Source organism: Marseilla massiliensis (genome assembly GCF_016899855.1).
Classification (GTDB): Bacteria; Bacteroidota; Bacteroidia; order Bacteroidales; family Bacteroidaceae; genus Prevotella.
In genome coordinates, this window is record NZ_JACJJG010000007.1 from 53746 (window position 1) to 65847 (window position 12102).

General features: G+C 46.9%; 11 protein-coding genes, 1 tRNA gene and 2 pseudogenes. 7 read left to right on the forward strand and 7 right to left on the reverse strand.

Going from position 1 to position 12102, the window contains the following annotated elements; translation table 11 throughout:
• The first annotated feature begins 344 nt into the window (after positions 1–344).
• The 5 genes from H6A34_RS03115 to H6A34_RS03135 all read left to right on the forward strand — a co-directional run bounded on the left by H6A34_RS03115 (position 345) and on the right by H6A34_RS03135 (position 3724).
• On the forward strand, positions 345–1322 hold the full coding sequence (locus H6A34_RS03115; RefSeq protein WP_205103391.1) for a bile acid:sodium symporter family protein: 978 nt from the start codon (positions 345–347) through the stop codon (positions 1320–1322).
• A gap of 71 nt (positions 1323–1393) precedes the next feature.
• On the forward strand, positions 1394–1636 hold the full coding sequence (locus H6A34_RS03120) for an aldo/keto reductase (RefSeq protein WP_338088584.1): 243 nt from the start codon (positions 1394–1396) through the stop codon (positions 1634–1636).
• Positions 1637–2038: 402 nt separating this feature from the next.
• Positions 2039–2338 carry a glutaredoxin-related protein gene (locus H6A34_RS03125; RefSeq protein WP_205103392.1) on the forward strand — a complete coding sequence of 100 codons (300 nt, stop codon included), beginning with the start codon at positions 2039–2041 and terminating at the stop codon, positions 2336–2338.
• Positions 2339–2630: 292 nt separating this feature from the next.
• A tRNA-Arg gene (locus H6A34_RS03130) sits at positions 2631–2704 on the forward strand.
• Positions 2705–3148: 444 nt separating this feature from the next.
• Entirely contained in the window at positions 3149–3724 is a 576-nt protein-coding gene (locus H6A34_RS03135) for a transposase (protein WP_420870800.1), read from the forward strand.
• 381 nt (positions 3725–4105) lie between these two features.
• On the opposite strand, the gene H6A34_RS03140 is transcribed toward H6A34_RS03135, so the two are convergent.
• Positions 4106–5308 carry an MFS transporter gene (locus H6A34_RS03140; protein ID WP_205103409.1) on the reverse strand — a complete coding sequence of 401 codons (1203 nt, stop codon included), beginning with the start codon at positions 5306–5308 and terminating at the stop codon, positions 4106–4108.
• Between the two features lie 15 nt (positions 5309–5323).
• Positions 5324–5650 (reverse strand): DMT family transporter, encoded by a 327-nt coding sequence (locus H6A34_RS03145; protein WP_021928755.1) that lies wholly within the window; start codon positions 5648–5650, stop codon positions 5324–5326.
• Positions 5651–5807: 157 nt separating this feature from the next.
• Between H6A34_RS03145 and H6A34_RS03150 the strand changes: the two genes are divergently transcribed.
• Positions 5808–6371, forward strand: a complete 564-nt coding sequence (locus tag H6A34_RS03150) for a Crp/Fnr family transcriptional regulator (protein WP_021928157.1) — start codon at positions 5808–5810, stop codon at positions 6369–6371.
• A gap of 77 nt (positions 6372–6448) precedes the next feature.
• Here the strand turns inward: H6A34_RS03150 and mobV are convergent.
• The 5 genes and pseudogenes from mobV to H6A34_RS03175 form a co-directional block, all read right to left on the reverse strand.
• A pseudogene (mobV, locus tag H6A34_RS03155) lies at positions 6449–7819 on the reverse strand (MobV family relaxase).
• Between the two features lie 231 nt (positions 7820–8050).
• Entirely contained in the window at positions 8051–8311 is a 261-nt protein-coding gene (locus H6A34_RS14895) for a hypothetical protein (RefSeq protein ID WP_239480734.1), read from the reverse strand.
• A 90-nt stretch (positions 8312–8401) separates the two neighbouring features.
• Positions 8402–9544, reverse strand: a complete 1143-nt coding sequence (locus H6A34_RS03165) for a primase-helicase family protein (RefSeq protein ID WP_205103393.1) — start codon at positions 9542–9544, stop codon at positions 8402–8404.
• 271 nt (positions 9545–9815) lie between these two features.
• Positions 9816–10187 carry a virulence RhuM family protein gene (locus H6A34_RS03170; protein WP_205103395.1) on the reverse strand — a complete coding sequence of 124 codons (372 nt, stop codon included), beginning with the start codon at positions 10185–10187 and terminating at the stop codon, positions 9816–9818.
• A pseudogene (locus tag H6A34_RS03175) lies at positions 10184–11413 on the reverse strand (site-specific integrase). The gene H6A34_RS03170 and the pseudogene H6A34_RS03175 overlap by 4 nt, the downstream one beginning before the upstream one ends.
• A 249-nt stretch (positions 11414–11662) precedes the next feature.
• On the opposite strand from H6A34_RS03175, the gene H6A34_RS03180 reads away from it, so the two are divergent.
• Positions 11663–12102: transposase (locus tag H6A34_RS03180; RefSeq protein ID WP_338088585.1), on the forward strand; the 440-nt coding region annotated here is incomplete at its 3' end.

Below are 12102 nucleotides of genomic sequence, written 5' to 3' on the forward strand. Positions count from 1 at the left end.
CCATATAACGTCGTATCAAAAAAGACTATATAAATAAAACAACGCCAAGTAACAACAAGACTTGTCATTGAACTATCAAAGGGCGTATATCGCTATTATAGCACCAAGCAAAATAGCATTATGCGCCCTTTGAAGTTTGACTTGATTAGAACCCAATAAAAAAGGAAACTATAATTACCAGCTTCATAATCCTTTTTTTATTTTTTATAATTCATTTATCAGCCAACCATCGTCTACCATCCAGTTTTCTGCGTTGAAATTGGTGGTATAATCTGTAATACGTGTATTGACTAATACAACAATACGGCGTAACTTTGCATTTGAAAATACAACGTTACACTGTTATGAACAAAGCTATTAGAATATTAAAAAACTGGACTTTACCTCTCGGCATGTCATGCGGTCTTTTGGGATTTCTTGCCTTTCATTATATCAAGGCATTGTCACCTATAAAACCGGCGACACAGGCTACAGCGGAATTTCTCATGCCGACGGTACTGTTCATTATGCTGTTCGCAACATTCTGTAAGGTCAATCCACGCGACATGCGCATTACAGGATGGCACGTATGGCTTGTATTGTTCCAATTAGCGGCATGTACATGCATTGCGCTATTGCTGCATTTTGAACCTAACTTAAGTTTTGTGTTACCGGCAGAAGGGCTCATGGTATGCCTGGTATGCCCAACAGCAGGGGCTGCCGCGGTAATAACAGGCAAACTCGGTGGCAGCGAAACATCATTAACCACGTACACAATACTAAGTAATTTAGCGGCTGCGGTGATAATACCATTGGTCTTTCCACTGGTCGAAAAACACGCTTACGCCTCCTTCCTTAGCCAGTTTATAACCATACTGCGTCATGTATTCCCGCTATTGGTGTTCCCCTTTCTCCTGGCATGGGGACTGCGCGAGTTCTTCCCGAATGCGCATAAGCAAGTGGTTGCCTATTGCCGCAACCTAGCTTTCTACTTATGGGGCTTCGGCCTGATATTGTCTGTAGGGCAAACATGCCGTTTTCTTGCCGACAGTCCTGTTAGCGCAAACGTCAAATGGACACTATCTCTCGTAAGCCTTCTTGCCTGCATCCTGCAATTCTGCCTTGGGAAAAGCATTGGGGCTGCGTACGGAGAACGCATAGGTGGCGGACAGGGCCTTGGGCAGAAGAACACAATCTTTGCCATTTGGGTGACATATACGTATCTAACGCCCGTATTGTCAGTAGCTCCAGGCACGTATATAATTTGGCAAAACATATTCAACTCGTGGCAAGTTTGGCGCAAACAAAGGGCTGAAGAAAAGAACAACCGACAAACATATTAATAACGACGGTAGAATGCTGGTTCACTTTAGGAAGCGCAACGAGCGAAGGAGCCCTGTTCAAGGATCCAGTAATCAAAAAGATTGCCGAAGCACACGGTAAGATTCCGGCACAAGTCATACAGTGCTGGCACATACAAGATGTATTCTCCATAATACCCTGTGCGTCAACCCCCGACTACATAAAAGAGAACATCAGGATTTTCGACTTCGCACTGACCGACAACGAAATGCGGCAAATGCGCTCGCTCAACAAGGAAAAAAGATTCTTCAACATGCCACTGAAAGACAAAGAACGCATTTACTTGAACACCTAAATGAACGATTGAACTATCGTAAACAGAACATTTCGGAGGAACAACAAGAATAAGAAAAGATGCGTTCGAAATGCTTATAAACAGGCAAGCACTGTGCTTTGACAGTATAACTCGGCGCATCAGAATGCATTAATTTGCCTTACCGTTAATATATTAATTCGTATAAGGAAATGGACGGCCACACAAAATGTCTTGTCCTGGCAAAAGTTGACACATTTATGAACAATAAAAAATGTGTCAACTTTTGCCAGGACAAGACATAACGTTGAAATATGTAAACAATATTAATTCACCACATTCATAAATTTTATATTTTTTCTGCCATCGTACCATAAATAATGCGTATATTTGTGAGCATTTGGATATATTATAGTTTTTCAACCATTAGAACTGAATACAAATATGATTAAAATTTTCGGAATGAGTACCTGTCCGGATTGTACGTATGTAGAAGAACAGGTTAAAAATAATGACAACTACGAGATTATCGATATCGGTCGACACGTTAAAAACCTTAAAACATTTTTACGTCTGCGAGACAAGGAACCGGCGTTTAATGTTATGAAAAGAGTTGGGGCAATAGGAATCCCATGCTTCGTGTTAGAAGACGGAAGAGTAACACTTAGACCAGAGGAAGCCGGTTTGAAATCACGCCCCAAGGTGGACGGTTCTTCATGCAGCATCGATGGAAGCGGATGTTAAAAACAATTCCGCCATTGGATTTGAGGCTTATCATTGATGACTGAACTAAATTGTACACCTTATAAACAATAAAAACATATAATAATAGGGAAACTTTTTATTGCTAATAAATTAGATAAAAGCTAAAGATTGCCTTATTATCATATAAGGCAAATTAAAGTCGACAAAAAATATCACGAAACCAAAGAAAATTCATCAAAAACACAAAAAACAACATTTTTTCAAAAAAAGTTCGCAAAACATTTGGTGGATAAAAAAAAAGTGCGTACCTTTGCATCGCAATTAAGGGAAAGGCCCCGTGGCTCAACTGAATAGAGCATCTGACTACGGATCAGAAGGTTACAGGTTTGAATCCTGTCGGGGTCACTTAAGAGAACGCTAAATAGTTGAAATCCAACTGTTTAGCTTTTTTCTTTTGTTAGAATTGGCGTGTTTTGGCGTTATTATAAGGTTTTGCAGAATGGAAAACGATTATTTGAATTTGCTGGCCAGTATAGTACTGCTAATCCGGATATTGGATTATTTCTCAATAGTGGGCGTATATCCCAGAATTCTATGGAAATACACATCGTCTGGACTAAAAGATGTATCCGGAATTAAGCAATACGTACACTTTAAATCCAATGGCTTTATTGAAGCCGTAAGCGTGACAGACTTCCCCATACGTGACCACAAAGTGATTCTAGAGATTCGTCGCAAGCGTTGAACAGACATACGCACGGCAAAGGCTTAAGCATTCCGATAGACCTTGACACCGCAGCCAATGACTCCTGTTACTCCAAAGAGTTTGGAGCTTTTTAAAAGAGACGTATGGAGGCGTCCCCAATGACCTGCCGTACGCTTGAGGCTTTCTACCACATAGACGGTCATACGTTCGAGAAGCAGTACAAGGAAGTACTAAGCGGTTTCTGTCAGTGGGAGCAGTTAGAACATGCGGACGAAAGGCTGCTGTTCCCGTACTATGTCGGCCCTCGTCTGTCTATCGACGAATCCTCGCTTTCCAACGGTGAGATGCACACGTTTGTAACTAACCATGAAGCTCTTGCGCTCGCGTTACCTGTTGTTCAAGTTGCAGACAAATGGACCGGCAGACAAAAGCACAGGGCCAAAATATTGTTCGAAGAATACCCTGACATCAAGACTGCATACGTGCTGTGCCATTCACTGCGGACAATCTTCGCCAAAAACACAATCAAGGATGCCGTACGCCTATCCATGGCACGCTGGTACAACAAAGTCGAAGAAGCGGGATTCCGCTCCTTTAATGTCATCGCAGCCACCTTCTATGAGCATTATGATGAGATACTCAACTTCTACAATAAGCACTTGCTAAATCAGCCAATGCAAAAATCAAAATCTTTAGAGCGACCCCCATGGGGTTATTGACAAGAAGTTTTTCTTATTTCGTATTGCTAACTTAGAGCTTATCCACACTAAATTTACGTGAGTTCGGTATAAGAAAACGATTGAAAAAGTTGTGGGGATGAGATGTTTTTAGTACCTTTATAGTTGACAATCAATAAGTTACATAAAAACATCCATTCCCATGACTGATACAAATATAATAGAAATTTTCTGTAAATCTGTATAAGGAATATACCTCTTTGAAATCAAGAGAGTTAGAAGAATTACTTCGTTTTCAGGTAATGAGTTGGCAACCGTCCTAATTGCCGTGGTCTACATCGCTTTGCTTGTTTGGGAAACTCTTACGGTACAAAGGTATGAAAAATATTCAGACTGAAAGGATCATTCCAAAAATTATTTTAGTCAGAATATTGAGCATTCATCCTTATGCAGTCTTGGTTGGAAGCAATTAACGAACAAGGAAGCCACGGTAAAGGCAACTCCTACTCCTACCACGCCTGCCCATCCGTAATGTTGCCAAAACAGACCTGAAACGAACGTACCAGCAGAACCGCCCAGGAAGTAGATGGTCATATAAACGGTATTGACACGGTTGATGGCGGATGCATCGAGGGCTACCACGCTGGTCTGATTGGACAGATGGATGCATTGCATTCCTGCATCAATCAACAGGATAGCGACTATCATCCACCCATAGCTGGCATTCCCCCAAAATGCCAAGAACCATGCAGCCAATACCACACATCCTCCGACAATAGAGAAGAACCTTGCGCCATACTTTTGGATATAGCCGCTGATGAAAACCACCGTGGATGCACCTGCCAGTCCGCACAAACCGAGTGCCCCGATAATATCGTCATCCGCAAAGAATGGCTCTTGCTTCATCCGGAAAGCAAGGCAACTCCACAACGCAAAGAACGAGCCATAAGCCAATGCCGCCCTCAACGAAGCGATACGCAAGTATGGGTATTTGGAGAGCAGACGCAACAATGATTTCATCAACTCAGCATAACTGTCTTGAGAACGTGCAGACAGCACAGGCAGCATCCTGTGAATCATCAAAAAGCACCCGAGCATAAACACGCAAGCCACGAAATAGACGGAACGCCATCCCCACACATCAGCCAGAAAACCACTGAACACCCGTGAGCCGAGAATGCCAATGAGCAGGCAGGATTGTATAATCCCCACGTTGCGTACCTTGTGTGCTGGTGCTGAATGGAAAGACACCAACGGGATGAAGAACTGCGGCATAACCGAAGAGGCTCCGGCAAGCAAGGATGCGCCCCACACCCAATAGATGTTAGGGGCAAGTGCTATGGCAAGCAATGCGCACGATGAAATGATATAATTGGTCAATATCAGCTGCTTTCGTGAAACCAAATCGCCAAGCGGAATGACAAACACAAGTCCGACTACATAACCTATCTGGGTCAATGTCGCAACCATGCTGGCAGAAAAGTCGCTTACCCCAAAATCCTTTGCCATGCTGCCCAACAAAGGCTGGTTGTAGTAGCAGTTGGCAACGGAAAGCCCGGTAGCGACTGCCATCAGAGCCAGCAGAGGTGCCGGAATGCCGTGGTTTTCTCTCAATTCATATTTCATCATTTATTCCTCCTTTCAGTATGACACAACTTTCAATCCAATCAAGGAGGCAATGAGCGTGAACAGGAAGAAAAGCCGTATGGGAGTGGCCGGCTCTTTGAAAACGAATATCCCAATCAAGACCGTGCCGACCGCTCCGATACCCGTCCAAATGGCGTATGCCGTGCCCAAAGGCAAAGTCTGAACCGCTTTGGCAAGTAATGCCATACTCAATACCGTGGAAGCCAAGAAACCGCTTCCCCACAGATAAAAACCAATACCTGATGCCTCTCTCGTTTTTCCCAAGCAGAATGTAAGGCTTACCTCAAACAATCCTGCCAAAAATAAAATTATCCAATTCATACCTATGATTTATTAAATTCGGGTGCAAAAGTAAGCAAGTAATTTCTAACCGTTTTTTACATTTGGTAAAAACGGATTTTGCATTTGACAAAAAAACAGCCGTTAGCAGCTGTTTCTGTGCGCTATTTTATAATTTTGTACCACAACAAAATGACTTATGGATATAAAGGAAATCATCAACCAGAGATATGCCATGCCAGATGCGTCTTTGGACAAGTTGCGGCAATGCCTGACGGAAGTCTCATACCCAAAAGGATTCCAAGTGTTGGAATATGGCAAGATAGAAAAAGACATCTTTTTCATCAAGAAAGGCATTGTCCGCGCCTATACTTCGGTAGAGGGGAAAGAAATTACCTTTTGGGTCGGCAAGGAAGGGGCGACTATTGTTTCCATGAAAGGATATGTGAATGACGAACCGGGGTATGAAACAATGGAGCTGATGGAAAATTCTGTCTTATATGTATTGGAAAGGAAAAAACTGAAAGAGTTATTCTTGAAGGATTTGCACATAGCCAATTGGGGACGGCGTTATGCGGAAATGGAACTGCTTGCTGCCGAGGAACGGCTGATTTCCATGTTGTCAGCCGTCGCCTCGGAACGGTATCACGAGTTGTTGGAGAAAGAGCCTGATTTGTTACAGCGGTTGCCGTTAGGAAGTATCGCCACCTATTTAGGCATCACACAGGCAAGTTTGAGTAGGATTCGGGCACAAATAAAATGACGTTTCAACCAACTGAGGATAGCAAGCGGTTTTGGTCTGCCCCAAACACAAACTTGCTATTCTTCCGTTGGTATTGTTTATAATCCCATGCCCTTGCCTCTCCTAAGCGGTTCAACCGTCCTTTTAACGGATGAGAACAGCCTGCCAAACTGCTCCTTGAACCACTCTCCAATCACTTGCCCGTTGATGGCAAGTGCAAGCTTGGACTTGTCTTTCGGGTCTTTTACCACTTGGAAGCCTGCTTCCTCGGTCGTGAACTTCCGCCTGTGCTCTTCCGAATAGAGCTCGCCCTCGTAGAACAGCGGTTTGCCGCTGATGAGCGTGGCAGTCTGCCTTTCGTTGAAGCCGACTTTAAGGCAGAACTTCTCCATATACACCAGCTCTTGAAACAGCGGAAACCATTTCTTGGCTTTTTGGATAATGGATTTTAGGAATGACACTTCCTCTTGGTGTGCCGCTTCCTTGTCCGCCATTTCCCTGCGGTGCTTGGCTTGCAGTTCCATCAATTGGCGGCTGTGTTCCTCCTGCTGCCGCTCCATCTGCTTTTGCAATAATTCGATACTCTCGTCACGGGCGGCAACCTTGCCTTGCAAGGTTCGGTTGTCGGCTTCCAACTCTTTCAGTCTGCCGCTACCCAAAAGAGAACCTACTTTTGCCACGAGTGCCGCTTTCGCCTCGGTCTTGGCGGCTTCCAGCTTCTCCGACTTGATTTCTTTTTTGACTTCGTCAAGTTCCTGCTTTGCCTGTTGGCGTTCGGTCTGCAACTGCTGCACGTTGGCTTCAAGCTATCCCGTCTGCCGTTTCAGGTCACGGTAGTATTGGGCGGTGGTTGTGTGCCGTGCTTCCGAACCTCGTATGCCACGCTGCAATCCGTACTTCGCCATCGCTGCGGCATAGCTGTCGTGGTAGGCGACAAGCCTTTCACGGGTCAGGAGGTCATCGGCACACAAACGCACGGCATTGGCTTTCTTGCGGTAGGTGCGTTTGCTGTCCGCTTGTTTCTTCTTGGCTTTCCTGCGCTCTCCCGTCACTATCGGTACGACCGTTGCATGGATGTGCGGCGTGTGTTCGTCCATGTGCAGCACTGCCGAAACGGTGTTCTCCCTACCGAATGTGCGATGCAGCCATTGCAGGTTGTCATCGCACCATTCACCCAGCCTGCCTTCGTCCTGCACTCTCACCATATCTTCATGCGTGCCCGAAAGCACGATGCGGATTGCCCGTACTTGGTCGGGCGTTATCTTCCGTCTGATGTCTGCCGTGCGGATACGGTGGCTTATCGCTTCGGTGCGGTCTGCCACGCCGTCGAGGAATTGCACCAACTCACGGTTGAGGTGGGTGCGTGTGGGGTCTGCGTTCTTGGGCGTGGTCTTGCGTTCTATATGGTCGGATGCGCCCGTGTCTGCCGACCCTTTCGCCTTGTTGATTTGGATGCTGATATATCCCATGTTCTTTCCTTGTTTTTGAGGTTGTACAAACTTGTTTGTCGGTGTCCGTCTGCCTGCGGTCATAGCCGCACGGAATAGACGGGGTGTCCAGAGGGGTGCAACCCCGCTGGCTCATTGGGGTGTTTTTAGTATTAGCGTCAGCGGTGCGTAAAGAAAACGCCCTAATAAGCTATGGCTTTTTGTTTTCCAAAAGCCTGCTGCGGTGTCAGCGGCGATGTCGGCGGACATTGGTTACCATTTTCTTTTCGTCAGCGATGAGGGTTTCCCTTTGTCAGTCGGCAGGACGGAAGTCCGTCCGACCAGCCTGCGGATAGCGGTGCTCACCTTTGTTGCTTTCCCTGCGGACTTGTTGAAGGGTGAAAATCCGATGAATTGATGATTAGATAGTCTAATATACTGATAGCTAATGAAATAATCTTTCATCAGCGTTTCATCAAACCGCTCGCCAAAAGAAAAGTGATGTGTGGGGCTGCATCTGTTTTCTCTTTTCATCAGCCCAATCCTTTTGTTGAACGTTTGATGAGTATGTAAGTTGCTGTCATTCTTTATGTTTATATATGCTTTCATCATTTCATCAAAATATCAGAGTGTTTCCAACTGTTCCTTACTTACCGTATAGTAGCGTCCAATCCTCCTTACGGGTGAGTAACGGCACTCGCGGTTGTAGTCGTATTGGTAGGTGGTGTAGGAAAGCGAATTGGATGCAGGAGCCAGCTTCCAACACTCCTGCACCACTTTCCGAACCTGTGACTTCTCCACCTTGACTTGTGAGCAGACAAGCAACGGGATAATGTCATTGAGGCAAAAAGAAACAGAACTGATGCCCACGCTTGCCATGATGTCGAGCAGCAGTTCCGCCATTTCTATCTCCAATCGGTTGCGGTTGCTTCGGATTATCTTCCGCAGGGCATCCGTTTCCAGCCGCTTCGGGTTGAACCACATACGGCTTTCTTTCTCGGTGGAGAGTGTACGGTTGCATAGGAAGTGCAGGAAAGCGGGGATTTCCGCTTTCAGCTTTTGCAGGAAGTCGGTGTCATCACTCCGTAGCGGCACAATCTTCCGCACCCAATAGCGTGTCTCGCCAGCGTCAATGATGACGGGCAGGTGCTCGTTGTTAGAGCAGAGTACGAACTTGGCGAAGAAGCCTATCTCGTCACGGTCTTTCCCTTTCGCCTCCACCTTGTAGGATAGCGTGGTGCTGAGGTTCTTCAACCGTTCGCTGTCCTCACAGCGGTTGAGCAGCACCTCGTCCACCATGATGAGCAGCTTGCCAGCCCAATCTGAATTGAACTGGCTGCGGAAGTCCTCGTTGGTGTTGAAAGTCACGTTGTTCTGGAATACGGCTTTCAGGAAGTTCAGGAACGTGCTTTTGCCCGTGTTCCTCTCTTCGGACACAAGCAGGAGTATGGGCAGTTTCTGAACGGGGTAAAGGTAGAGCAGTTGCAGGTAGTCCATGCCCAACTCGTACTGTTCGCCGAAGATGTGTCCCACTAACGAGCGGATACAAAGGAAGTCGCCTTGTCGGGGAACATGGCTTATCGGCTCGTAAAGGTTGAGGAACTTGCCGACTACTGGCTTGTAGCCCACATGGTCGGGTACGGTGCAGAAGCCGTCATACTTCGGAACACTTGCCATGTAGTCCTTGCCGTAGTCCTGCCGCAGGGTCTCGGAGTTCCATTTGTAGAGCGTTGTGCCTACACGGATAAATTCTTCTTTCTTTTCCATGTTTCAAATATAGGTTTTTGTGCCGCCGACACCTTGTCGGCAGGCTGGTTGAACATGGGTGCAAAGCTACGGCATGACGGTTAAAACCTTGATACGTAAAACGATGCAGAACGGCGCAAAAGAAACCGACGGATAAGAAAATGCAGTAAGATGGGCAATATCAGTCATCAAAAGGCGAAAAGAAAAAGCCCGAAGAAGCGGAAAATGGTACTTCTTCGGGCAGACTTGGATTGTGTGAGTGCATGGGCGTAGTGACACGCAACCGCACTCGCTAACACTTACACGATATGCTGTTACCTAACGAAAGCCAAAGCATTTGTCTGTCTTTTCGCAAGCACAGCCTTTCCAGCAAGACATTATGCACTCTTGCGGCATTGGATGTGTTGATACGGAAAGCCAGTGCCATTACCATTGGCAGCGCATACACTTCCAAATAATAACCGTTTGGCAGCCTGATGAGCCTTTCCACTTCGCAAGGTTGCAACACTCCACTTTTGTACACGGCTCGGATGGCGGCATGGAGTGTCGGGGCAATAACACCGAAAAACTCCACCAACTCCATTTCGCTCATCCATACGTTGGCGGTATCGGACGGTACGGCAACCCTGCCGTACCCGTCCATCGTGATTGTTGCCCGTTTCATATCCCTGCCACCTTGATGTTACCGAATGACTTGCTCAACTTGTCGCCCAGCATCGTGAGGTCGTTATCCAGCTTCTCCACGGTTATCTTCGCATAGATTTGGGTCGTTTCGATGTTCGTATGTCCCAAAATGCGGCTTACGCTCTCTATCGGCATACCCTTGCAGAGAGCCAGGGTTGCGAATCCATGACGTGAGCAATGGAAGCTGATGTCCTTATTCACGCCGCATTCCCGTATCATCTTCTTCAACGGTTTGCAGATTGACCAATAGTTCAGATTGGGGAATACCAAGTCGTTTTCTTGGAACGGTCGGTAACGCTCGATTATCTGCAAGGGGATGTCCAGCAGCTTTACTTGGAAAGGTACGCCCGTCTTGTGACGCTTGGAGATAATCCATTTCTCGCCGTTCACCTCCACGATTCGGTCGTTGGTCAGTTCCTTGATGTCCACGAAAGAAAGGGCGGTGAAGCTCGCAAACACGAACAGGTCACGGATGTATGCCAGCTTCGGGTCTGCGAACTCGTGCGTCATTACCGCCTTCAACTCATCCTCCGTCAAAAACTCACGCTCCTTGACATTCGGGCTGATGTGGAACTGCGCAAACGGGTTTCTCGGTATCAGACCGTTGAAGTGCGCACGCATCACCACACCTTTCAGCTACATGCACTTTTCCCATATCGTGCCGTTGCGCAATCCCGCTTCCGTGGAGAGATAGACCGCAAACTCCTTGATGAAGTCGGGCGTAAGCTCCAGCATCGACATGTCGCTGCGCTTGTAGAACGACTTGATGAACGCCGCCACATAGTTCCTTGCCACTACCCTTGACTGGTAAGTCGCCAGTTTCCTGTCCTTGCCGACACGCTTCTTGAACACCTCGTTCTCACGGTCGAAGGCTTTGAGCAGCGTTTCATACTCGCCGCCTATGCCCTGATAGGCGTTGCGTACCATCTCTGCCGTCACAAACGCCTCACGGTCGGATATGCGCTGGTAGTGCTTGATGATTTGCGCCTTGATGTTGTCAAGCGCAAGGTTCGTTTCCCTTGCCTCCAAACTCTTGCCTTTGGCACGGTTGCCCTTTGCATCCCAAAGTTCTTTTGAGATGCTCCGCTTGCAACTGAACTGCGCCATCGTTCCGTTGATTGTAACCCGTCCCATGATGGGGACAGTTCCATTCTTCTCCTTGCTGCCGTTCGCATAGAACAGCACGCGAAATGTGCTCCTTGTCATACTCGTTCTTTTTTGGTTGCAAAACTATAAATCAACGAGTTAAACCTTGACAAGCAAACCTACGCAGAGCGGCGCAAACGGAACGGTGACTGTTAAATCTGCATTTCTGACGGGTAACGATTAGGGAACCGTTCTCTTTCTCCAATCCGCTTTGAAACGCTATTCAGCCCTCTATCCAACTTCCGCGATTTTCTCCTAACTACTTAATTCACAGATTCCATTGCATTAATTTACCGAAATCCGGCGGTTATTCCACAGATTTTGGGTATTCTTGATGAGTTCTGCAAATATTTTGCTCCCGAACTGAAAAAACACACGCTGGACATCTGCGGCAAACGTCGCCGCAACCGCCCATGCCTCATGTCCGACAGCGAGGTGATGACCATTCTCGTACTGTTCCATATCTTGCGCCAGCGCGACCTCAAGTCGTTCTATCTCGGTTATGTATGCAACCACATGCGCAAGGAGTTTCCACACCGCCTGTCGTACAACCGTTTCGTAGAACGCCAGGCCAAGGTGGGACTCCATCTTTTGCTGTTCCTGCAGACATGTGCGTTGGGTAAATGTACTGGAATATCCATAATCGACTCCACACCGTTGAAGTCATGCAATATAAAGCGTGCGCACAGCCACAAGACGATGAAGGGATGGGCCGCCAAGGGCAAGTGTACGATGGGATGGTTCTACGG

Bases quoted from the DNA above. Each gene is read 5' to 3' on its own strand.
- H6A34_RS03115 (WP_205103391.1), top strand. From the start codon at position 345: ATGAACAAAGCTATTAGAATATTAAAAAACTGGACTTTACCTCTCGGC.
- H6A34_RS03125 (WP_205103392.1), top strand. From the start codon at position 2,039: ATGATTAAAATTTTCGGAATGAGTACCTGTCCGGATTGTACGTATGTA.
- H6A34_RS03135 (WP_420870800.1), top strand. From the start codon at position 3,149: ATGGAGGCGTCCCCAATGACCTGCCGTACGCTTGAGGCTTTCTACCAC.
- H6A34_RS03140 (WP_205103409.1), bottom strand. From the start codon at position 5,308: ATGAAATATGAATTGAGAGAAAACCACGGCATTCCGGCACCTCTGCTG.
- H6A34_RS03145 (WP_021928755.1), bottom strand. From the start codon at position 5,650: ATGAATTGGATAATTTTATTTTTGGCAGGATTGTTTGAGGTAAGCCTT.
- H6A34_RS03150 (WP_021928157.1), top strand. From the start codon at position 5,808: ATGGATATAAAGGAAATCATCAACCAGAGATATGCCATGCCAGATGCG.
- H6A34_RS14895 (WP_239480734.1), bottom strand. From the start codon at position 8,311: ATGAAAAGAGAAAACAGATGCAGCCCCACACATCACTTTTCTTTTGGC.
- H6A34_RS03165 (WP_205103393.1), bottom strand. From the start codon at position 9,544: ATGGAAAAGAAAGAAGAATTTATCCGTGTAGGCACAACGCTCTACAAA.
- H6A34_RS03170 (WP_205103395.1), bottom strand. From the start codon at position 10,187: ATGAAACGGGCAACAATCACGATGGACGGGTACGGCAGGGTTGCCGTA.